Below are 21,980 nucleotides of genomic sequence, written 5' to 3' on the forward strand. Positions count from 1 at the left end.
CGGCGCGAAGGTGTCCGACAAGCTCGGCGTCATCGCGAACCTGCTCAGCAAGGTCGACAAGCTGCTCGTCGGCGGCGGTATGGCGTACACGTTCCTCAAGGCCCAGGGCCACGAGGTCGGCACGTCGCTGCTGCAGGAGGACCAGCTGGACCAGGTCCGCGGCTTCCTCGCCGAGGCCGAGAAGCGCGGCGTCGAGCTCGTGCTGCCGGTCGACGTGCTGGTCACGGCCGAGTTCGGCAACGTCGAGCACGACGTCGTCGGCACCGACTCGATCCCCGCCGACAAGATGGGCCTCGACATCGGCCCGAAGTCGCGTGAGCTGTTCGCGTCGAAGCTCGAGGACGCCAAGACCGTGTTCTGGAACGGCCCGATGGGGGTGTTCGAGATCGAGACCTACGCCGGTGGCACCCGTGCCGTCGCCGAGGCGCTCGTGAAGTCGGACGCGTTCACCGTCGTCGGTGGTGGCGACTCGGCCGCCGCCGTGCGCGCGCTGGGTCTGCCCGAGGACGGTTTCTCGCACATCTCCACCGGTGGCGGCGCCTCCCTCGAGTTCCTCGAGGGCAAGGAACTCCCCGGTATCAGCGTTTTGGAGTCCTGATGGCAGCCCGGCTCCCGCTCATCGCGGGCAACTGGAAGATGAACCTCAACCACCTCGAAGCGATCGGCCTGGTGCAGAAGATCGCCTTCTCCCTGCCGGAGAAGTACTTCGCCAAGGTCGAGGTGGCCGTTCTCCCGCCGTTCGTCGACATCCGCAGCATCCAGACGCTGGTCGACGGCGACAAGCTGCTGCTCAAGTACGGCGCGCAGGACATCTCGCAGCACGACTCCGGTGCCTACACCGGTGAGGTCTCCGGCCCGATGCTCGCGAAGCTCGGCTGCCACTACGTGGTCGTCGGGCACTCCGAGCGCCGCGAGTACCACGGCGAGACGGACGCGCTGGTCAACGCGAAGCTCAAGGCGGCGCTGAAGGTCGACGTCACGCCGATCTTCTGCTTCGGCGAGAAGCTCGAGACCCGCACGGCCGGCGGCCACCTGGAGCTCGTTCGCGAGCAGCTGGAGAAGGGCCTCAAGGGCTTCACGGCGGAGCAGGTCGCCAAGATCGTGTTCGCCTACGAGCCGGTCTGGGCCATCGGCACCGGACGCACGGCGTCCTCCGCCGACGCGCAGGAGGTGTGCTCGCTGGTCCGCTCGTTCGTGGCGGAGAAGTACGGCGAGGAGACCGCGGCGGTCGTGCGGGTGCTGTACGGCGGTTCGGTGAAGTCGTCGAACATCGGCGAACTGATCCAGCAGAAGGACATCGACGGCGCGTTGGTCGGCGGTGCCAGCCTTCAGGCGGACGAATTCACCAAGCTGTGTGCGCTTGCCGCGGGTGGACCTCTACCCTAAGTCGATCTAACTTGCCCTAACCCCAACTGGTGCACACGTTCGGCAGTCGAACAGGTACTCTATGGCGTCGGCTGCCTGACAGCGAGGAAGAAATGATCCTGTTCCTGCAGATCCTGTTGATCGTCTCCAGCGTGCTGCTGGTGCTGTTGGTGCTGTTGCACCGCGGCCGTGGTGGCGGCCTTTCTTCGCTGTTCGGCGGCGGCATGCAGTCGAGTCTGTCCGGTTCCTCCGTTGTCGAGAAGAACCTCGACCGCCTGACGCTCTTCGTCGGCGCGGTCTGGATCATCGCCATCGTGGGCATCGGGCTGCTGATCAAGCTCCCCGGAGCCTGATCAACCGTTCAGCGGCAGAAGCCCTCCGGGGCTTGGGGTAACCACTTGGTGGGGGTGTAACGGTCGATGTCTGGTGGTAACGCGATTCGCGGTACCCGCGTCGGCGCAGGCCCGATGGGTGAGTCGGAGCGCGGCGAGTCCGCGCCCCGCCGTCGGGTGTCGTACTGGTGCGCGAACGGTCACGAGTCCCGGCCTTCCTTCGCTGTCGAAGCGGATGTTCCGGAGAACTGGGACTGCCCGCGTTGCGGCCTGCCGGCAGGCCGTGATGAGCAGACGCCACCCGCGCCTCCGCGCAACGAGCCGTACAAGACGCACCTTGCTTATGTGAAGGAGCGTCGGTCTGATGCCGACGGGGAGGCGATCCTCGAAGAGGCGCTCGCCAAGCTGCGTCGGCAGCGCGAAGTGCCGTAAGGGTTTTGGGAATGCGCGAAGGGCCCCCTCTACTGCGGAGAGGGGGCCCTTCGCGTGTTGTCGTTGGATCCCGCCACCACATCATCTCTGTTCCGTTGCGGTGCAACTCGTGACGGGACCCCACCACCGGGGCGCTTGCTCGTGCGGCGGTGCGTGTGTCTATCGCTTTAGACCTGCGAATTGTCTGCGGAGCATTGCCGCTCCTACCAGCAGGAAGAACAGCAGCACCACCAGTGTGCTTGTCGAGCCGCCTGATGAGCTCGACAGCGTCACGTCGATGTTGCCCACCAGGGTTATGCCGCAGTCCGCGCGCACCTTGTGCCGGCCTGGCTCGATGTTCGCGAACTTCACCGGTGAGCGGAAGTTGCCGTTGTCGTCTGCTGTCGTTCGGCCCACGTCCTGGCCCAGTGACTGCAGTGTGACGTTCGCGCCCTGCGGGCAGCCCGTGCCCATCGCCGTCAGGTCTTCGCCCGGTTGGATGTTGTCCTTGTCCAGTACCAGGACGCCCTCACTGCCCGGGTTGGTCAGCGCGTCGGTGGATGACGAGGAGGGCTGGGAGGACGACGGGGGGCTTGTCGTCGTCGTGGTGGTTGCTGGGGGAGTGGTTGTCGTTACCGCCGGCGGGCGCGTCGTTGCCGGCGGGGTGGTTGCCGGCGGGTTCGTCGCCGGGGGGTTGGTGGCGGGTGGCTGGGTTGTTGTCGCCGGGGGGCGGGGCGTCACCCGGAACGTGTTGCGGGCGATGTGGTTGCACTCGTCGGTCGCTGTGAAGGTGTACGAGCCTTCTTTGGTTCCTGCCGGGATTGTCGCGGTGACCGAACCGTTAGCCGACCAGGGGGCTGTGGCCAGTACGCTTCCTGCCCAGCCGATGCGCACGGTTCCCTTGCACCTGTAGAACGCCGACCAGGTGAAAGTGGTGCTGGAGCCGGCCGGGCCGCTGGCCGGGGTCGCGGTCACCGTCGGGGGCTGCTGGGCCGCTGCCGGTGTGGCGCTGAGCACCGTAACACCGGCCGCCAAAGCCACGAGTAAGCCTGAAGACCGCATTCCAACTCCCCGGATCGAACCTAAGGTGCGCTAGTGAGACGTCGCTTGACCGGTGCAGGTTTACTGCTGTGGTGCGGAATTATGCTGCTGCCGTCAACAGCCGCCGCACAGGGCGGGCCTGTGCTGCTCGAGGCCGATGTGGACGGTAGACCGGTTGGAGTAGGCAACCTGGTGCTCGACCCGACCGACACCGCCAAGGTTTCCATCACGGTGCGCAACGGCACCGACACCGTTCAGCGCGTCAAGACCGTGCGAATCAGTGGCAGTGCGCTGGCGTTGACCTTCTTCTCCTACGACACAACGGTTCCGTTCGACGTTCCGCCGCGGTCGGCTGAGACTCGGTCGTTCCCGCTGGATCCGTCTGATCTCGGGTCGCAGGCCATCGGGCTCCTGCCGGTCACGATCGAGGTCGTCGACGTGCAGCGCGAGACCATCGCGTCCGTCGAGACGACCGGGGACATCAAGGGCTCGTTGTGGTCCGTGTACGGCGCGTTCGGGTTGGGTGTGCTCGTGCTGACGGCGTTGTCGTGGGCCGGTGCGTTGCTCGCGCTGGCTCGTCGTCGTCTTCCCGCCAACCGGTGGCAGCGGGCGATGCGGTTCCTGCCGGCCGGGATCGGGACGGGGCTCGTCGCGGTGATCTCGTTGTCGGTGCTGCGGCTGGTGGCGCCCTCGCCCACGGCTGAGATCCCGTTCATCGTCGGGGCGGCCGCGGCGGCGTTGCTGCTCGGCTACGTGACGCCCCATCCGGGTGAGAGACGGTCACTGTCCGATGTGGATACCGTGAGGATCCCGCGGTGAACCAGTCCAGTGTGGTCGCCGCCCTGCCGCAGTACGCCGTCGGCGAGCAGATCGGCGAAGGTGGCATGGGGGTCGTCTACGGCGGTGTGCACCGGCAGCTCGGTCGGCCGGTGGCCATCAAGCGGCTGCCGCACGCGGTGGCTGAAGATCCGCGGATGAGCGAGCGCTTCGAGCACGAGGCGCGGTTGCTGGCCCGGCTCGACCACCCGCACATCGTGCCGGTCTACGACTACGTTCGGCAGCAAGGTGAGCACCTGCTGGTGATGGAACGCCTCGACGGGGGCACCGTCTGGTCGCGGTTCGCGGGGGACGGGCTCACCGCGCAGCAGTCGTGCGGGATCGTGCTGGCGGCGTTGTCGGGGCTGCACGCGGCGCACGAGGCGGGCGTGCTGCACCTCGACGTGAAGCCCAAGAACCTGCTCTTCACCTCCACCGGCGTGGTGAAGGTGGCCGACTTCGGCATCTCCCAGGTCGTCTCGGAGGGCGCGACGCTCGTGACGCACGGCGGCGCCGTGCTCGGCACGCCCGCGTACATCGCGCCGGAGCAGGCGATGGGCAACGCGTTGTCGCCCGCGGCCGACGTCTACGCGACCGGCACGGTGCTCTACGAACTGCTGTCCGGCGACCTGCCGTTCGAACGCGGCGGCGGTCCGCTCGCGATGATCCAGAAGCGCGTCTACCAGGACCCGCGGCCGTTGACGACCGTGCCGGAACCGCTGGCGGGCGTGGTGATGCGCAGCATCGCGCGGGACCCGCTGGCGCGCTACCGCAACGCCGAGACGTTCGCGATCGACCTCGCGGGCGCGGCGGGCCACCTGTTCGGACCGGACTGGCTGGTGCGCCTGGGCATGCCCGTGCACCTCGCGCCGCAGGTCTCGTCGTCGTCCACGCGCCGGTCGTTGCGGCCGGTCGAGCGGGACACGGTGTCGCTGACCCAGCAGCCGATCCGCGCCACGCTGGCCGACCCGGTGCCGGCCGCGCGCCTGAGCGGCAGCAGCACGCTGGTGCCCGCCGCGCAGGTGATCAAGCCACCGTCGTCGCCGTGGCTGCTGTGGCTGGTGGCGGCGGTGGCATCGGTCGCGATGGTCGTCGTGCCGTTCCTGACCTCCGGCCGGGGGGTGACCGAGGTCATCCAGAACCTGGCCGATCCGGTGCGGGAGCAGGGCAACCAGCTCGTGGTGAGCCTCGCCGGGATCGAACTGGCGAACGTCCAGCGCGGCACCGACGGGTTCGAGCTGCCGGGCGCCGCGCGGTGGATCGTCGGTGGCGCGGTGACGGCCTCGGTGGACGGGCGGGAGTTCCTGCTCGTCTCGAACCAGACGCCGTGGCTGAGCCTCATGGGCACCGGCTCGGCGTTGCTGCTGCTCTTCGCGCTGGCGTACCTGGAGTCGAACCTGCGGGCGCTGCGGCGCAGGCAGACCGGCGTGGCCGCGGTGATCGCGTCGGTGCCGCTGGGGCTGGGGCTCGGCCTGGCCGTGTGGCTGCTGGTGTCCGTGCTGCTGACGCGCGAGCCGACGATGCCGGTCGCGCTCACGTGCGGTGTGCTCGGTGCCGCCGCGGCGCTGAGCGCGTCGCTGGCCTCCCGGCGCGCCTGACGCGTCAGGCGCCGACCACGCGCTCCTTCGGGAACGACGCCGTCACCAGGAAACCGCCGTCCTCGGTCGGTCCCGCCGAGAACTCGCCACCGAGCAACGTGGCGCGCTCGCGCAGGCCGACGAGGCCGTGCCCGCCGCTGGGCAGCGCCGACGACGGGCTGGACGGCGCGGTGTTGCGCACCTCGACCTGCACGTTGTCGTCGTACTGGGCGTCGATGAGGACGGTCGCGCTCGCCCCCACGGCGTGCTTGCGGATGTTGGTCAGGGCTTCCTGGACCGTCCGGTACACCGCGCCCGACACCGGTGCCGTGAGGTCCTCGACCGGCCCCTTGAGCTGGATCTTCACCTCGAAGCCCGCGTCGGCGGCCAGTTCGGGCAGCTCGTCGACGCCCGGCTGGATGTCGTCGGTGGTGCGCAGGACCGACACGAGCTGACGCAGCTCGTCCAGCGTGCGCGTCGACAACATGCGGATGGTGCCCGCGACCTGCTTGTGCTCGGCGTCCGCCACGGCCATGCGCAGCGCACCGGCCTGCATGGCGATGAGGCTGACCTGGTGCGACACGACGTCGTGCATCTCGCGGGCGAGCTTTGCCCGTTCGTCGGCACGGATGGCGTGCGCGTGGAGCACCTGTTCTCTCTCGCGCGACTCCGCCAGCTCGACGATGCGGTCCGACAGCTCCTGCCGGGCGTGGACGAGCAGGCCGATCGCGATGGGCAGGCCCGCCACGAGGAAGCCGTAGATCGCCGAGTGGAAGTGGCCGGACGCCGGCCGTTCGATGAGTTCCTGCGGAGGCCAGGCCACGAACCGGCACAGCCACACCAGTGCCGCGGCGAGGCCGGTCTGCCAGCCGCCGACGTAGCGGCGGGCCACCGAGTACAGGGCGATCATCGCGGCGAGCTGCGACCAGCCCACGAAGAAGCCGGGGATGGTCAGCACGAGCGTGGCGAACGGGAACCGGCGGCGCAGCGCCAGCGCGCCGACCGCGACCCAGTTGAGCCACACCTGGTAGCTCTCGACGGGCGGGAGGTCCGTGATCGGGTCGGCTTCCATCCACAGCCCGAACAGCCAGACGTCGAGCACCGCGAGGAGGATCAGTGCCAGGTCGGCCAGGACCTGGCGGTAGTCGCCACTCAGAGGCCAGCGCGAGCCGGCCGAGGTTCCGTCCGACCGTCTGGCCGGGAGCAGCGTCGTGGTCAGGATCCGACCTCCCCTGTGCGCCTTCCGACCCTCACCGTACTGCGCATATGCAGCGGTTGGCATTGGCTGACCCCTTACCCCGACCTGCCCCGTCATGGGGGTAAGACGCCCTCGCACGCGAATCGGTACGCCGCTCCTCTCACATATGTGCTACCGCACACGTCCGTGCGGACGCGTGCGGTAGTCACGGCACTGCTGGGGGCGCTGATCAGGGGCAGAGCTTCCAGCTGAACTGGTACGTCGTGTCGATGGCGCCGTCGGTCGAGTCCATCGAGACGAAGCTGGTCGTCGTGGCCGTGTTGGACGTGCCGGGGTAGACGCGGAGCTCGGTGTTGATGTTGAAGTTCCGCTTCTCGCCGCAGGGGCTGTAGACGATCGCGGCGATCTCGGTCGTGTCGGTGGCCTGCCAGTCGTCGCTGTGCGGACCGTTGTAGCGGTGCTGTGCGCTGTCGTTCTGCGACATGCCCTGGAAGTAGTAGTTGGCCTTCTGGATGGCATAGGCCCCGCGCTCCAGGTGCGCGAACCCTCTGTAGTCGGCTTGAGCGATGCCGTAGGTGAAGCCCTGCGGCACGTTCACCCGCAGGTTGAGCTGGCAGTTCTTCCGCAGGTCGGTCGGACGCGCGCCGACGCCGACCTGGGCCAGGTAGTCGCTGTAGGTGACCGTGAAGGCCTTGTTGTCCTCGGACACCGCGACGGCCGCCGTGCCCGCCGGGCAGCCGGAACCGTTGACCGTGACGATGTCGATGGTGATGTGGTCGGGCGGCGGCGTCTCGCTGGGCGCGCCGGGCGGGATGATGATGATCGAGGTGAGCAGGGCAGCGGCAACCGCGTTGAGCATGGTGCACCTTTCCGACGCGTCTCGCAGGGTGGGGCGGCGGTGGAATCAGGTGGCGGCGGCCTCGGAAAATCAGCAGCGCTTCCAGGAGAAGTGATAGAGGGTGCGCACTTCCCCGCGCGTGTAGTCCATCGTCAGGAAACTGTTCGTGTTCGCATCCGAAGTTCCCTTGTCAACGCGCAGGGAGCTGTTGAGGTTGAGATTCTTCTTCTCTCCGCAAGGTGCGTAGACGATGTCCGCGAACTCCGTTCGATGAGTGATCGACCAGTTGTCGTCGAACGGCCCGGCGAAGTTGTGCTTCCACGTGTTGGTCTCCGATTGACCCTGGAAGTAGTAATTCACCGCCTGGTACCCGGAGGCGCCGCGCTGGAGGTGCCCATAACCGGCGTAGGTCGCCTCCGCGATGCCGTAGGTGAAGCCCTGCGGGATGTCGAGCTGCAGGTTGAGCTGGCAGTTCTTCCGGATGTCCGCTGCAGGGGCGCCTTTGCCCGCCTGGGCGAGGTAGTCGCTGTAGATCACCCAGAACGAGGTGTTGTCCGAGGAGACGACCACCTCGGCGGTGCCCTGCTTGCACCCGGAACCGTTCACCGTCACCACGTCGACCGTCACGCGTTCCGAAGGAATCGTCTCGGCGTGCGCGGGTGTGGACGACAATGTGAACAGCACGGCCAGAGCGGCTGCTGCCGTCGCTTTGCGCATGAAGTTGGCCTTTCCTGGTGCCTCTTTCTCACGAGGAGCGGCAGCGGTGCCGCGAAGGTTAGCGCAGACCCTCCACCAATGGTGTGGTCCAAATGGACGATGTCATCCTGATGGAGCAGCTGGTGGAGAATTGCCGAAATCATCAGGGCACCTGGTGCTGAGGGAACGAATAGTTTCCGGCATACTTGCCCGCATGTCGCAAGCTGGGCTGGTGCTCGTGGTCGAGGACGAGGACCCCGTGCGGAGGTACACCGTGAGCCTGCTCGAGGAGCTCGGGTTCGCAGTCCTGCAGGCCAGCGACGGCGTCGAGGCGATCGGGATCCTGCGGGAACGCAGCGCGGAGATCAGCGCGATGCTGCTCGACCACAGCATGCCCGGCCTGTCCGGCGAAGAGGTGCTGGCCCAGCTGGAGCGCGAGGGCTTGGCGGTGCCGGTGGTGCTGACCAGCGGCTACGACCGGACGTCGCTCGAACGCCGGTTCGCGGGGCACGAGATCGCGGGCTACCTGCAGAAGCCGTTCCGCATCGAGAACCTGGACGAGGCGGTGCGGGCCGCCGCGGCCCGCCGCGCTCAGGCCTCCTGACCCGCGCTCAGCACCTGCCGGACGCGTTCGAGCAGGTCCGACTCGGCGTACGGCTTGGTGATCAGCACCTCGTCGTCGAGCACCTCGTCGGTCGTGTAGCCGGACATGTAGATCACGGCGGGCGCGGCGCCGGTCGAGCGCAGCAGCCTGACCAGTTCGGGGCCGCCCATCTTCGGCATCACGACGTCGGTGAGCACGAGGTCGATCGTGCTGCGGTGCGCCGTGGCCAGCTGCAGCGCCTCCTGGCCGTCGCCCGCCTCGATCACCGCGTAGCCCGCCGTCTCCAGCGAACGCCGGGTCATGGTCCGCACCTGGGCGTCGTCCTCGACGAGCAGCACCGTCCCGGCGCCGAGGTGCGGGATCGGGCGGCGCGCGTGCGGGGCCTCCGGTGTGCCGTCGCGTTCGACGGGCACCGGCAGGTAGACCTCGACGGTCGTGCCCCTGCCCGGCGCGCTGGTCAGGTCGATCTGCCCGCCCGACTGCTGCACGATGCCGAACACCGTCGACAGGCCGAGACCCGTGCCCTTGCCGACCGGTTTGGTGGTGAAGAACGGCTCGAAGACCTGCGCCTGCACGTCCGCCGCCATGCCCGCGCCCGTGTCCTGGACGCGCAGCAGCACGTAGTCGCCGGGCCGCACGCCGACGATCCGGCCGGTGTCGCCGGCACCGATCGCGGCGTTCTCGATCGAGACGCGGAGCACGCCGCCGTCGGGCATGGCGTCGCGCGAGTTGACCGCGAGGTTGAACAGGATCTGCTCGACCTGGCCCGCGTCCGCCCACACCCGTGCGACGGTCTCGGGCAGGTCCACCTCCAGCTCGATGTGGTCGCCGACGAGCGTGCGCAGCATCGAGTGGACCTTCGTCAGGTTGTCCCTGAGGTCGAGCGACTCCGGGTGCAGGACCTGCTGGCGGGTGAACGCGAGCAGCTGCCGCGTGAGGTTCGCGGCCCGTTCGCCCGCGTGCCGGATGTCCTCGATCGCCGTGCGGCGCGGGTCGTCGGGGAGCGTGCGCCGCAGCAGCATCTCGCTGTTGCCGTTGACGACCGTGAGGATGTTGTTGAAGTCGTGCGCGATGCCACCGGTCAGCCTGCCGATGGCCTCCATCTTCTGCGCGTGCCGCAGCTGGGCCTCGGTCTCGCCTACGCGTTCCTCGAGGCGGGCGCGGGCGTCCTTCAGCTCCTGCATCAGGCGGATGCTGCGCAGCGCGCTGCTGAGCTGCTGCTGCACGGCCTCGTACATCCAGCCGAGCTCCGGGCCCTCCTCGAGGAGGACGTACCCGAGGTGGTCCTCGTCGGTGTAGAGCGGGGCGACCAGCGCGCTGAACGGCTCGTCGCGCCGGAACGAGTAGGGCGTGAGGTTGATCGCCGGGAACACGGTGTCCGGCACGGTCTTCAGCTCGCCGTTCTCGTAACGGACGAGCGCGCGCGCCATACCTGGCGTGTCGTATGCCATGACGTGGCAGCCGGGGATGCCGAGACGGGGGAGTTCGTGCGTGAGGGCCTTCGTCAGTTCGTCGACGTCCCGTGACGCGATGAGCCGCTGCCCTGCTTGGCGCACCGTCTGGTCATGGCGCTCGTGCGAGAGATAGGTGAAGCGTGCGTCCGTGGCGAACGCATCGCCGACGAGGAGCTGCACGCGCAGCCACAGGTCGTTGATTATCGCCGCGTCACTGATACGCGTCGTCACGAACCGATGGAGGTCGAACAGCGGCGGCCACCAGCGCGCCGCCTCGCACCCGGCGCGCGCACTCGCGCGGATGTACTCGGCCAGCAGCTTGAGGAAGTCCGCGCCCTCGACCTCGCCGCGTCCCGCCGCCATCAGCTCGACGATCAGCTGCTCGGCCCACCCGTCCGGCAGCGCGCCGGACGCCTGCCCGAGCGACTCGCGCAGGTGGTCGGCCACGGTCGCCGCGGTCGCGGACTCGGACAGGGTCAGCCGGCCGTGCGCGGGGGCGTGGTCGCCCAGTCCCGACGGCAGGCACCCGCACGAGCGCCGCACGATCAGCTCGGTCGCCATCGTCTGCAGCGCAGGCACCGGCTCGCCCCTCACCAGCGCCAGCGCCAGCCCCGCCGCCCGGAAACCCATCTCGTGGAAGGGCGCCCTGACCGTGGTGAACGCGGGTGTCGCCGCGTCGATGTTCACGTCGCGCAGCACCCACGACACCGGGCTGCCGGTCACGTAACCGAGGTCGTGCGTGCGGACGTTGGTGTGGTTGTCGTACCCGACGACCGCGACGTCCTCCGGCGTGCGGAAACCCAGCTCCTCCAACGCGGACACGACGCCGATCGCGTAGTCGTCGTTCGCGGCGGCGATGGCGTCCGGCGGCTCCTCGACGGTCGCGATCATCTTGCGCACGGCCTCCGCCGCCGTACCCGGATCCCAGACGAACGAGCCGTGCGTCGTCACGAGCTCGGGGTCGATCGCAAGGCCGTGCTTGCGCAACGAGTCCATGTACCCCCGGAACCGCTCATGCGCTCCGGCGTGCGATAACGGCCCTCGGACGAACGCGATCCGCCGTTTGCCGTGCACCTCGATAAGGTGGTCCACAGCCTGTTCCATGCCGTGGCGGTTGTCCATGACGATGGTTGGCCACTGTCCAAGAGTCGTCTCGACACTCACCATGGGCATGGGCGCGTACCGCGACATGTACTCCGGCAGGTCGTCGCCGACGAGTTGGCCCACGCGCGTGGACCACACGACGAGCGCATCGATCCGGTTCGTCGAGATGAGGTCGAAGACCGTGTTCGCCCGTCGCTTGTGCGGATCGGGGTGGTTCATCTCGCTGCCCACGAAGCACACGAGGTCACACCCGAAGTGCCGCGCGCCATCGCTCACACCGCGCCACTGCTCACCCGCGAGCTCGATGAGCGGGCCAGCGGTGATCATCCCGATGGTGGGCCGCCGCTTCGCACTGCCGTTCGCCACAAAACCCCCGCTACTCAACGCGTTTCGGGATGATACGCGTTGCCGGGAGGAATGCCCGCCGTGTCAGCAGGGGGATCGGTGAACGCAGTACTGGAGGGCCTGGCCTCGAACCCCGCCCTGCCGGCCCATCTGCTGGACCGCCTGGTCACCGTCCCGTCGCTGGGCTGGACCTTGTCGACACGACCGGACCTCCGCGCCGACCACGTGCGCGCTCTCCTGGCGCTGGACGACGCTTCCGTCGTGGCCGAGTTGTTGTCGCAGGGCCGTGTTTCACCGTCGGACGTGCACTCGTCGAACCCCGACGTGCTGTTGGCCGTGACCACGCATCCGGACTGCGACCCGGCGTTGGTCCGTTCACTCGCCATGCACCCCACTGCCCGGCTTCGGCTTCCGGCGGTGGCCTGGTCGCTGCCTCCGGACGTGCTGGAGTTCCTGGCCGGCGATCCTTCGGTGGCCGCGGAAGTGGCTCTGCACCACGCTCTTCCGCCTTCGCTGGCCGACTCGCTGAGCCGCCATCCGTCCTTCGAGGTGCGGGAGGCGGTGGCCTCCAGCCCGCACACGCCCGCCGCGGTGCTGACTCGGTTGAGTGCTGAGGACGCGCTGGCCCGGTCACTCGCCCGCAACCCGGCGACTCCCGCCGCCGTCGCCGCCGGGCTGGTCCGTCATCACGCCGCCCGGTTCTTCCTGGCCTCCCGCCCGGATCTGCCTCCGGAGGTCTACGAGCAACTGGCCTCGGAGATCGAGCCCGGGATCCTGCGCGAACTCGCGGCCAACACCGCCGTGCCCGCGGAGGTGGCGCGGTCGTTGGCCGGAACGCGCGCGCCGCGGACGCCACCGCAGGTCGTGCTCGACCCCTCGTGCCCGCCGGAGTCGTTGCACCGCATGGCTTTGCAGGCCGGGACGCCGGAGACCTGCCGGGCGATCGCCCGGCATCCCGCGGCGCGGGGCGAGACGTTGGTGCTGTGCCTGGAGGACGCGCAGGCCCGGCACTTCGCCGCCGGGCACCCGAACCTGCCGGTGGAGAAGATCGTGGAGCTGCTGGGGAGCGAGTTCACGGCGGGGCCGGCGGCGTCGAACCCGTCGTTGCCGGTGGCGGTGATGGAGGAACTGGTCAGGACCACCACTTGATGAGGTTGGTCTGCTCCTTGCGCACCTCGTACCCGTTGGCCGCGTAGAACCGCCGCGCCTCCACCCGGTCGGTCCCGGTCACCGGCCGCACGCCGCACGCCCCGTCGGTCCGTGCCCACTCCTCCCCGGCGAGAAGCAAGCGCTTTCCCACACCGCGGCGCTGGTGCCGCGACGAGGTGGCCAGGGTGATCAGGTTCTTCAACGGCCGGTGGTAGGTGTTCTCGTAGTCGGCCAGCTGGACGTACCCGAGCACCTCCTCGGCGTCGACGGCCACGAACAGCACTACGTTGGGAGCCTTGACGATCCGCTCCAACTGGGTCCGCGTGTCCTCCAACGGGAACTCGTAGCCCAGTGCCTCGCGGTTGATCTGCTGGATCGCCGGCGCGTCGTCCACCAGCACGTCTCGGATGCGCAGTGACCCTCCAAGTTTCGGTTGGCAGCAAACCACATTGGGCGGGACGAGCGAATCGGCTGGACACGAACGGGAGCGGGCTGCGACGCTCGGAACCATCGCGAGGTGGTGACGATGCGCGCAACCCGACGCCGACGCTTCGACCTGTCCGCCGTGTCCGAGTTGCTGCTCGCCGTGCCGACGGTGCTGAGCAGCCTGCTGGTCGTGACCTTGCTGGGCAAGCCCGTCACACCCCAGTCGCCGTGGCTGTTCCCGGTGCTGTGGCTGGTTTCCGGGGTGATCGCGTTCCTGCCGGTCACGGACGGGGCGCTGGCCTGGCTGGTGCACCGGCTGCGCAGGCCCACACCGTCGGAGAGCCAGGTGCTGGTGCCGTTGCTGGAGTCCGTGTGCGACACGGCGAGCGTGGACCCGCGGCGGTACCGGTTGTGGATCCAGAACTCCCGTGAGATCAACGCCATGGCCGTCGGCGGGCGGGTCGTCGGGGTGTCGACGGCGGCGCTCTCGTTGCCCCCGAGGCAGCTCGAAGCGGTGCTGGCGCACGAGGTCGGGCACCACCTCGCAGGGCACACCAGGGCGTCGTTGCTGCGGTGGTGGTACGAGCTGCCGGCGCGGCTCGCGGTGCTGCTGGCCTTCGCGCTCGGGTGGGGCGTGCTCGAGGCCGGCGCCGCGCTCAAGACCAGGCCGGCCATGGTGACGTCCCTCGTCCTGGTGGCGGCGCTGGCCGTCGTGGCGGTCGCGGTCAGCCCGTGGGTGTTGCTGCTTCCGGTGATCGCGCCGTTGCTGGCGTTGACGAGCAGGCGTGCGGAGTTGCGCGCGGACCGGGTCGCGGCCGAGCTCGGGTACGGGCCGTTGCTGCTGGAAGTGTTGCAGCGGTGGAGGAACGAGGGGCACGACGTCCTGCGCGCCAGGGCGGGTCTCCGAGCGCGGATGCTCGCCTCGCACCCGTCGTGCACGCAGCGGATCAGCAAGCTGTACGAGACGAGAACGGCCCCCGAGCCGAAGCTCGGGGGCCGTCAGAGCCTCAAGCCAACGGAGGCTTGAACAACGCCGGCACCGCCGACGCGGCTGCCGTGTCCAGCAACCACAACGTCCGCCGGCGCCCGGTCGCGCCCGCGGCCGGCAGCTGCACCTCGCCCGCGCCGTCCAGGGCCATCGCCACCGCGGCGGCCTTGGCGGAACCGGTGGTCATCAGCCAGACCTCCTGCGCGCGGCGCACCGACGACAACGTCAGCGACACGCGCGTGGGCGGCGGCTTCGGGCAGTTGCGCACCGCGACGACGGTCCGCTCCTTCTCGTGCACCGCGGGGGAGTCGGGGAACACCGAGGCCACGTGGCCTTCCTCCCCGACGCCCAGCATGCACACGTCGAACGTCGGCACGTCGCCGTGGTCCTCCGGCCTCGCCAGGGAAGCGAGCAGGTCGGCGTAGGCCGACGCCGCGGCTTCCGGGTCGTCGCCGAACTTGCCGTCGGACGGTTCCATCACGTGCACACGTGAGGGGTCCAGCGGCACGTGGTCCAGCAGCGCGGCGCGGGCCTGGGTCTCGTTGCGCTCCGGGTGCCCTGACGGCAGGAAGCGCTCGTCGCCCCAGTACAGGTCGACGCGGGACCAGTCCACGGCGTCACGGGCGCCGTTGCGGTTCAGGTGTTCGAGCACGGCGGTGCCGGTGCGGCCGCCGGTCAGCACGACCGACGCGGAGCCGCGGGCGGCCTGCGCGTCGACCATGCGGGTGACCAGGCGGGCCGCCGCGGCGGCGGCCAGGAGGTCGCCGTCGCGGTGCACCACCACCTGCGGGTTGCTCACGAGCTGGCCTTCGCCTTCGGCTTGCGCGGAGCCGGGGTCTTGCCGTTGGCCGGATCGGCCGCCGCCTCCGCGGGAGCCTCCTCGGGCTTCGGCGTCGGCACCCGGCCCTTCGAGACCTTCGCCAGCGACTTCAGCGCCGCCGCGTAGACCTCGTCGGGGTCGAGACGGCGCAGCTCCTCCGCGAGGCAGTCGCGCACCGAACGGCGCTGCAGCGCGACGCGGCGGGACGGCTGGCCGGGCTGGACCAGCGTGCCCACCTTGCCGTCCGGGCGGTGCAGGTCGACGTCGCCACCGGCGCGGGCCAGCCGCACCTGGACGATGCCTTCGCCCGAGGTGGCCTTGAAGCGCCTGGCGGGCACCTTCAGGCGGTCCGTCAGCCACGCGGCCAGCAGGTCGGTGGACGGCGAGTCGGCCTCACCGGTCACCTCTACCTCGGTGATCTTCTCGTACGGCGGCAGGTCCAGCGACGCGGCGAGCATGGCGCGCCACAACGTCAGACGCGTCCACGCCAGGTCCGTGTCGCCCGGCGCGTAGTGCGCCCTGCGGGACTCCAGCGCCTTGATCGGGTTCTTCTCGGCGGCGGCGTCGGTGATGCGGCGCTGCGCGAGCTGGCCGATCGGGTCCTTCGACGGGGAGATCGGCGCGTCGAACGGCCACCACGCCACGACCGGGGTGTCCGGCAGCAGCAGCGGCATGACGCACGAGGCGCCTTCCTTGGCCAGTTCCCCGTACAGGCGCAGGACCACGACCTCGGACGCGCCCGCGTCGCCACCGACGCGGATCTGCGCGTCGAGACGCGGGGCGGCCTGGCGAGCGCCGCGGGCCACGACGATCACACGACACGGGTGCTCGCGCGAGGCCTCGTTGGCCGCGTCGATCGCGGCGTCGGTGCGCTGGCCGTCCTCGGTCACGATGACCAGGGTCAGCACGCGCCCGAGCGTCGTGGCACCACCTTCGTCACGCAGGCGGACCAGCCGCGAGTTGATCTGGGAGGTGGTGGTCGAGGGCAGGTCGATGATCACGGACGCCTCCACTGCCTTCCGGTCCTGGCGGTCATCGTCTCCGCCGACGGCGGGCCCCAGGTTCCGGCCTTGTACTTCTCGAGAGCGGGTTCGTCCTTGCGCGCCCAGAACTCCAGCACCGGGTCGAGGATCTCCCAGGAGAGCTCGACCTCGTCGTTCTTCGGGAACAACGACGGCTCACCGAGCAGCACGTCCAGCAGCAGCCGCTCGTAGGCCTCCGGCGACGACTCGGTGAACGAGTGGCCGTAGCCGAAGTCCATCGTGACGTCGCGGACCTCCATCGTGTTGCCCGGCACCTTCGACCCGAACCGGATCGTCACGCCCTCGTCCGGCTGCACGCGCACGACCAGGGCGTTCTGGCCCAGCTCCTCGGTCGCGGTGTCGTCGAACGGCAGGTGCGGCGCCCGCTTGAACACGACGGCCACCTCGGTGACGCGGCGGCCGAGGCGCTTGCCGGTGCGCAGGTAGAACGGCACCCCTGCCCAGCGGCGGGTGTTGACCTCGCAGGTGATCGCGCCGAACGTCTCGGTCTTCGACTCGGGCGAGAAACCGCCCTCCTCGAGCAGGCCGGGCACCTTCTGGCCGCCCTGCCAGCCACCGGTGTACTGCCCGCGCGAGGTGGTCTCCTCGAACGGCTCCGCGGGACGCGTCGCCGAGAGGATCTTCACCTTCTCCGCGCGGAGGTCGGCCGGCTTGAACGAGACCGGCTCCTCCATCGCGATCAGCGCGAGCAGCTGCAGCAGGTGGTTCTGGATGACGTCGCGCGTCGCGCCGATGCCGTCGTAGTAGCCGGCACGGCCACCGAGACCGATGTCCTCGGCCATCGTGATCTGCACGTGGTCGACGTAGTTCGAGTTCCAGATGGGTTCGTACAGCTGGTTCGCGAACCGCAGCGCCAGGATGTTCTGCACGGTCTCCTTGCCGAGGTAGTGGTCGATGCGGAACACCGACTCCTCGGGGAAGACCTCGTTGACCGTGCGGTTGAGCTCCTTGGCCGAGGCCAGGTCGTGGCCGAACGGCTTCTCGATGACGACGCGGCGCCACTGGTCGGGAGCCGTCTGGGCGAGACCCGCGCGCTTGAGCTGGTTGATCACCGTCGGGAACGCGCCCGGCGGGATCGACAGGTAGAACGCGTGGTTGCCGCCCGTGCCGCGCTCGGTGTCCAGAGCGGAGAGGCAGGAGGCCAGGTTGTCGAATGACTCGTCGTCGTCGAACGTGCCCTGCACGAACCGGATGCCCTCGGCGAGCTGCTGCCAGACCGCCTCGTTGAACGGCGTCCGCGCGTGCTCCTTGACCGCGTCGTGCACGACCTTCATGAAGTCCTGGTCGGCCCAGTCGCGGCGGGCGAAGCCGACGAGACCGAAGCCCGGCGGCAGCAGACCCCGGTTCGCGAGGTCGTAGATCGCGGGCATGAGCTTCTTGCGCGACAGGTCACCGGTGACACCGAAGATGACCAGCGCGCTCGGCCCCGCGATGCGGGGCATGCGCTTGTCGCGCGCGTCCCGCAGCGGGTTGCGCCACTTGGCGGATGTGGTCACGAGCCGTCCTCCTGGACTGCCTCGACGAGCTGGGCCAGACCGGCGATGCGGTCGGAGAGGTGCAACCTGAGCACCGGACGGCCGTGTTCGACGAGCACCTGACCGTCGCCGAGCGCCTGCGCGAGCTGCAGCTGCGCCAGCGTGTAGGGACGGCCGGGCACCTCCAGGTCGTCGCCGGACTCGCCGGTGATCTGGATGAACACGCCGTTCTGGTGACCGCCCTTGTGGTACTGGCCGGTCGAGTGCAGGAAGCGGGGACCCCAGCCGAACGTGGTCTGCAGGTGCGTCCGCTTCGCGATCTCCGCACGGAGCAGCGCGAACGACGCGTCGTCGATCCTGTCCAAGTACGCCTGAACCGAGATGTAGCCGTGCTCGGGCGCCACTTCGACCAGTGCCGCGAGCGCCTCGGCGACGGTGTTCACCTCGCGCGGCGCCCAGTCGGTGCCGTGGCCCTCGACCGGTCCGTCCACGAAGGACGGCGTGGTCGCCGACGCGGCGGGCGCGTCGAGCAGGGCGCGGGAGGCCTTCTTCGCGGCCTCGACGTCGGGCTGGTCGAACGGGTTGATCCCGAGCACCTTGCCGACGAGCGCGGTCGCGTACTCCCACAGCAGGAACTGCGCGCCCAGCTTGCCCTCGACCGCGACGTGGGCCGACCCGGTGGCCGGTCCGATCGCGACGGTGGTGGCGTCCGTGCGCGCGTCCACGAAGCCGGGAGCGCCGGGGCCCTCGACGACGACCGGCAGCAGGCCGGTGCCGTTCTTGCCCGTGGACTCGGCGATGAGCTGCTCTGCCCAGTCGCCGAAGCCGACGATGCCGGACCCGGTGTCGGCGAACACGACCTTCTCGGCGCCGTGCGCGTGCGCGGCGCCGAAGATCGCGGCCAGCTGGACCGCGGGGTTGTCGACGGAGTCCAGGGACACGACCTTCGCGACCTCGGCCGCGTCGTCGAGCAGCGACTCGACGTCGGCGCCCGCGAGGTAGGACGGCACCAGGCCGAACGCCGTCAGCGCCGAGTACCGGCCGCCGACGTGCGGGTCGGCCACGAACACCTTGCGGTAGCCCGCCTCCTCGGACGCGGACTGCAACGGCGAACCGGGGTCGGTGACCACCACGATGCGCGACGCGGCGTCGATGCCCGCGTCGGCGAAAGCCTTCTCGAAGATGCGCCGGTGGCTGTCGGTCTCGACGGTCCCACCGGACTTGGACGACACCACGATCACCGTGCGCTCGAGGTCACCGGCGAGAGCGTCGGCGACCTGGGCGGGATCGGTGGTGTCCAGCACGACCAGCGGCACGTTCTGCGTCCGCGTGATCACCTCGGGGGCGAGCGACGAGCCGCCCATCCCGGCGAGCACGACGCGGTCGACGCCCTCGGCGTGCAGTTCCTCGCGCAGAGCCCTGAGCTCCGGGAGCAGCGGACGGGACGTCTCGTGCAACGTCGTCCACGAGAGGCGGATGCTCGCCTCGGACTCGGCTTCCGGCCCCCACAGGGTCGGGTCCTGCGCGGTCAGCTTGCTCGGCACCGAATCCGCGACCAGGCCAGCAGCGATCGTGCTGACCTGGTCGGCGTTCGGTGACCTCACGATTTCGACGGAGGTCACTTGGTAATCAGCCCTTCAGTTGAGCCAGTTGGTTCTTCACCGTCTCGAGCAACTCTTCCCAGGACTTCTCGAACTTCTCGACGCCTTCGGTCTCCAGGGCGATGAACACGTCCCGGAGGTCGATTCCCGCGGCGGCGAGCTTGTCGAAGACCTCCTGGCCCTCAGCGGCGCGTCCGGTGACCGTGTCACCGGTGATCTTGCCCCCGTCGGCGACGGCCTGCAGCGTCTTCTCCGGCATCGTGTTCACGACGTCGTTCACGACGAGCTGGTCGACGTAGAGGGTGGGGGAGTAGCTCGGGTCCTTCACACCGGTCGACGCCCACAGGGGGCGCTGCGCGTTCGCACCGTCCGCCTTGAGGGCCTCCCAGCGCTCGCCCTGGAACGTCTTCTCGAACGCTCCGTAGGCGATCCACGCGTTGGCGAGGGCGGCCTTGCCGCGCAGCGCCTTGGCCTCGTCCGTGCCGATCTCGTCCAGGCGCTTGTCGATCTCGGTGTCCACGCGGGAGACGAAGAAGGAGGCGACGGAGTGGATCGTGCGCAGGTCGTGGCCGTTCGCCTTGGCCTGCTCGAGGCCCGCGATGTAGGCCTCCATGACCAGCTCGTACCGCTCGACCGAGAAGATCAGCGTCACGTTCACGGAGATGCCCTCGGCGATCACCTTCGTGATCGCGGGGATGCCCGCCTCGGTGGCCGGGATCTTCACCAGCAGGTTCGGCCGGTCCACGGTCTTCCACAGGTCCTGCGCCTCGGCGACGGTCTTGTCCGTGTCGAACGCCAGGCGCGGGTCGACCTCGATGGAGACGCGGCCGTCCACACCGCTGGTCGAGTTGTAGATGTCGCGGAACTTGTCGCAGGCGTTGCGCACGTCGGTCGTGGTGACCTCGCGGATGGTCGCCTCGACGTCGGCGCCGCGCGACGACAGCTCACGCACCTGCTCGTCGTAGGACTCGCCCTTCGACAGCGCGACCGCGAAGATCGTGGGGTTCGTCGTCACGCCGACGACGTTCCAGTCGCGGATCAGCTCGTCCAGGTTGCCGCTGGTGAGCCGTTCCCGGGACAGGTCGTCGAGCCAGATCGAGACGCCCGCTCCGGACAGTGCTTCGAGATGCGGCTTGCTCACTTGGTACCCCTTACTCGGTCAAGGGAACGGCCTGCGGCGGCGACGACGTCCTCCGTCGTGAGACCGAACTCCTTGAACAGAACCTGGTAGTCGGCCGAGGCACCGAAGTGCTCGATCGACACGATCTCGCCGTTGTCGCCGACGTAGCGGTACCACGGCTGTGCGATACCGGCTTCCACCGCGACGCGCGCCTTAACCGACGAGGGGAGAACCGACTCGCGGTACTCGGCGTCCTGCTTCTCGAACCACTCGACGGACGGCATGGAGACCACGCGCACTGCAACGCCCTGGCCCTGCAGGACCTTCCCCGCCTCGGCGGCGACCTGCAGCTCAGAGCCTGTGCCGATGATCACGATCTCGGGGTTCTCGTCACCGAAGAGCACGTAGCCACCGCGCTTGACGCCCTCGGCGGAGGTGCCTTCCAGGATCGGGAGGTTCTGCCGGCTCAGCGCGAACCCGACCGGGCCGAGCTGCTCGATGGTGGCCTTCCACGCGTACGCGGTCTCGTTGGCGTCGCCGGGGCGGACGACCGCGAAGTCCGGGATCGCGCGCAGGGCCGCGAGGTGCTCGATCGGCTGGTGCGTCGGGCCGTCCTCGCCCAGGCCGATGGAGTCGTGCGTCCACACGTAGGTGACGGCGGCCTGCATGATCGCCGCCAGGCGCACCGCGGGGCGCATGTAGTCGGAGAACACGAGGAACGTGCCGCCGAACGGGCGGGTCGGGCCGTGCAGCGCGATGCCGTTGAGGATCATGCCCATCGCGTTCTCGCGGACACCGAAGTGCAGCACGCGACCGTACGGGTCGGCGTTCCACATGCTCGTGGAGATCGACGCCGGGCCGAAGGACTTGGCGTCCTTGATCGTGGTCAGGTTCGACTCGGCGAGGTCGGCGGAACCGCCCCACAGCTCGGGCAGGTGCTTGGCCAGCCCGTTGATGGCCTCACCGGAGGCCTTGCGGGTCGAGATCTCCTTGCCGCCCACCTCGTAGGCGGGCAGGTCGGCGTCCCAGCCCTGCGGCAGCTCGCGGGCGACCAGGCGGTCGAGCAGCGCCTTGTTCTCCCCGTTGGCCGAGGCCCACGCGTCGAAGCTCTTCTGCCACTCGGCCTTGGCGTGCTCGCCGCGCTTGACGACCTCGCGGGCGTGCGCCAGCACCTCGTCGGCGACCTCGAAGCTCTGCTCGGGGTCGAAGCCGAGGATCTCCTTGGTGGCCTTGACCTCGTCGACGCCCAGCGCGGAACCGTGCGCGGCGCCGGTGTTCTGCTTGTTCGGCGCCGGGTAGCCGATGATCGTGCGCAGCAGGATGAACGACGGCTTGTCGGTGACGGCCTTGGCCTTCTCGACGGCCTCGAGGATGCCCTTGACGTTCTCGCCGGACTCCACGACCTGGACGTGCCAGCCGTAGGCCTCGTAGCGCGCCGCGGTGTCCTCGGACAGCGCGATCGTCGTGTCGTCCTCGATGGAGATCTTGTTGTCGTCGTAGAAGACGACCAGGTTGCCCAGCTGCTGCGTGCCCGCGAGCGACGAGGCCTCGGAGGTGACGCCCTCCTCGATGTCACC

21 protein-coding genes are annotated in these 21,980 nt (G+C 69.3%); 9 read left to right on the forward strand and 12 right to left on the reverse strand.

Features of this window, described 5'->3' with window-relative positions; genetic code table 11:
- The 4 genes from VM306_RS29340 to VM306_RS29355 form a co-directional block, all read left to right on the forward strand.
- On the forward strand, nucleotides 1-598 hold a 598-nt coding region (locus VM306_RS29340), incomplete at its 5' end, for a phosphoglycerate kinase (protein ID WP_325520920.1).
- On the forward strand, nucleotides 598-1,386 hold the full coding sequence (gene tpiA / locus VM306_RS29345; protein ID WP_325520922.1) for a triose-phosphate isomerase: 789 nt from the start codon (nucleotides 598-600) through the stop codon (nucleotides 1,384-1,386). The genes VM306_RS29340 and tpiA, both read left to right, overlap by 1 nt.
- Before the next feature lie 92 nt (nucleotides 1,387-1,478).
- Nucleotides 1,479-1,718, forward strand: coding sequence for a preprotein translocase subunit SecG (secG, locus tag VM306_RS29350; protein WP_325520958.1), 240 nt, complete (start codon nucleotides 1,479-1,481; stop codon nucleotides 1,716-1,718).
- A gap of 66 nt (nucleotides 1,719-1,784) precedes the next feature.
- Entirely contained in the window at nucleotides 1,785-2,129 is a 345-nt protein-coding gene (locus tag VM306_RS29355; protein WP_319979187.1) for an RNA polymerase-binding protein RbpA, read from the forward strand.
- 159 nt (nucleotides 2,130-2,288) lie between these two features.
- On the opposite strand, the gene VM306_RS29360 is transcribed toward VM306_RS29355, so the two are convergent.
- Nucleotides 2,289-3,083 carry a hypothetical protein gene (locus VM306_RS29360; RefSeq protein ID WP_325520926.1) on the reverse strand — a complete coding sequence of 265 codons (795 nt, stop codon included), beginning with the start codon at nucleotides 3,081-3,083 and terminating at the stop codon, nucleotides 2,289-2,291.
- Between the two features lie 168 nt (nucleotides 3,084-3,251).
- On the opposite strand from VM306_RS29360, the gene VM306_RS29365 reads away from it, so the two are divergent.
- Nucleotides 3,252-3,968, forward strand: a complete 717-nt coding sequence (locus VM306_RS29365; RefSeq protein WP_325520928.1) for a hypothetical protein — start codon at nucleotides 3,252-3,254, stop codon at nucleotides 3,966-3,968.
- Nucleotides 3,965-5,563, forward strand: coding sequence for a serine/threonine-protein kinase (locus VM306_RS29370; RefSeq protein WP_325520930.1), 1,599 nt, complete (start codon nucleotides 3,965-3,967; stop codon nucleotides 5,561-5,563). Before VM306_RS29365 ends, VM306_RS29370 begins: the two co-directional genes overlap by 4 nt.
- A 4-nt stretch (nucleotides 5,564-5,567) precedes the next feature.
- Here VM306_RS29370 and VM306_RS29375 read toward each other — a convergent pair whose 3' ends face one another.
- The 3 genes from VM306_RS29375 to VM306_RS29385 all read right to left on the reverse strand — a co-directional run bounded on the left by VM306_RS29375 (nucleotide 5,568) and on the right by VM306_RS29385 (nucleotide 8,205).
- A complete protein-coding gene (locus tag VM306_RS29375) occupies nucleotides 5,568-6,824 on the reverse strand; it encodes a sensor histidine kinase (protein ID WP_325520932.1) in 1,257 nt (418 codons plus the stop codon).
- Between the two features lie 145 nt (nucleotides 6,825-6,969).
- Nucleotides 6,970-7,599, reverse strand: a complete 630-nt coding sequence (locus tag VM306_RS29380) for a DUF4360 domain-containing protein (protein ID WP_325520934.1) — start codon at nucleotides 7,597-7,599, stop codon at nucleotides 6,970-6,972.
- Between the two features lie 69 nt (nucleotides 7,600-7,668).
- Entirely contained in the window at nucleotides 7,669-8,205 is a 537-nt protein-coding gene (locus VM306_RS29385) for a DUF4360 domain-containing protein (protein WP_325520936.1), read from the reverse strand.
- A gap of 283 nt (nucleotides 8,206-8,488) precedes the next feature.
- On the opposite strand from VM306_RS29385, the gene VM306_RS29390 reads away from it, so the two are divergent.
- Complete coding sequence (locus VM306_RS29390; protein WP_325520938.1) at nucleotides 8,489-8,878, forward strand: response regulator; 390 nt, start codon at nucleotides 8,489-8,491, stop codon at nucleotides 8,876-8,878.
- On the opposite strand, the gene VM306_RS29395 is transcribed toward VM306_RS29390, so the two are convergent.
- Nucleotides 8,866-11,763, reverse strand: coding sequence for a substrate-binding domain-containing protein (locus VM306_RS29395; RefSeq protein WP_325520940.1), 2,898 nt, complete (start codon nucleotides 11,761-11,763; stop codon nucleotides 8,866-8,868). The genes VM306_RS29390 and VM306_RS29395 overlap by 13 nt on opposite strands.
- A gap of 117 nt (nucleotides 11,764-11,880) precedes the next feature.
- On the opposite strand from VM306_RS29395, the gene VM306_RS29400 reads away from it, so the two are divergent.
- Nucleotides 11,881-12,930 carry a hypothetical protein gene (locus VM306_RS29400; protein WP_325520942.1) on the forward strand — a complete coding sequence of 350 codons (1,050 nt, stop codon included), beginning with the start codon at nucleotides 11,881-11,883 and terminating at the stop codon, nucleotides 12,928-12,930.
- On the opposite strand, the gene VM306_RS29405 is transcribed toward VM306_RS29400, so the two are convergent.
- Nucleotides 12,914-13,330: a GNAT family N-acetyltransferase gene (locus VM306_RS29405; protein WP_325520944.1), complete on the reverse strand. Its 417-nt coding sequence runs from the start codon at nucleotides 13,328-13,330 to the stop codon at nucleotides 12,914-12,916. The genes VM306_RS29400 and VM306_RS29405 overlap by 17 nt on opposite strands.
- Before the next feature lie 126 nt (nucleotides 13,331-13,456).
- Between VM306_RS29405 and VM306_RS29410 the strand changes: the two genes are divergently transcribed.
- The gene (locus VM306_RS29410; protein WP_325520946.1) at nucleotides 13,457-14,383 is read left to right on the forward strand and encodes a M48 family metalloprotease; all 927 of its coding nucleotides are present in this window, start codon (nucleotides 13,457-13,459) and stop codon (nucleotides 14,381-14,383) included.
- Here VM306_RS29410 and pgl read toward each other — a convergent pair.
- From pgl to VM306_RS29440, 6 genes are all read right to left on the reverse strand, one after another.
- Complete coding sequence (gene pgl / locus VM306_RS29415) at nucleotides 14,364-15,143, reverse strand: 6-phosphogluconolactonase (RefSeq protein ID WP_325520948.1); 780 nt, start codon at nucleotides 15,141-15,143, stop codon at nucleotides 14,364-14,366. The two genes, VM306_RS29410 and pgl, sit on opposite strands and share 20 nt — an antisense overlap.
- Nucleotides 15,140-16,165, reverse strand: a complete 1,026-nt coding sequence (gene opcA, locus VM306_RS29420; protein WP_325520950.1) for a glucose-6-phosphate dehydrogenase assembly protein OpcA — start codon at nucleotides 16,163-16,165, stop codon at nucleotides 15,140-15,142. Before opcA ends, pgl begins: the two co-directional genes overlap by 4 nt.
- Nucleotides 16,162-17,649 (reverse strand): glucose-6-phosphate dehydrogenase, encoded by a 1,488-nt coding sequence (zwf, locus tag VM306_RS29425; RefSeq protein ID WP_325520960.1) that lies wholly within the window; start codon nucleotides 17,647-17,649, stop codon nucleotides 16,162-16,164. Before zwf ends, opcA begins: the two co-directional genes overlap by 4 nt.
- A gap of 50 nt (nucleotides 17,650-17,699) precedes the next feature.
- Entirely contained in the window at nucleotides 17,700-19,286 is a 1,587-nt protein-coding gene (locus VM306_RS29430) for a glucose-6-phosphate isomerase (protein WP_325520952.1), read from the reverse strand.
- Between the two features lie 25 nt (nucleotides 19,287-19,311).
- Nucleotides 19,312-20,424, reverse strand: coding sequence for a transaldolase (tal, locus tag VM306_RS29435; RefSeq protein ID WP_325520954.1), 1,113 nt, complete (start codon nucleotides 20,422-20,424; stop codon nucleotides 19,312-19,314).
- The coding region (locus tag VM306_RS29440; protein ID WP_325520956.1) for a transketolase at nucleotides 20,421-21,980 on the reverse strand (1,560 nt) is incomplete at its 5' end. The genes tal and VM306_RS29440, both read right to left, overlap by 4 nt.

This window comes from Lentzea sp. (assembly GCF_035525475.1).
Taxonomy (GTDB): Bacteria; Actinomycetota; Actinomycetes; order Mycobacteriales; family Pseudonocardiaceae; genus Lentzea.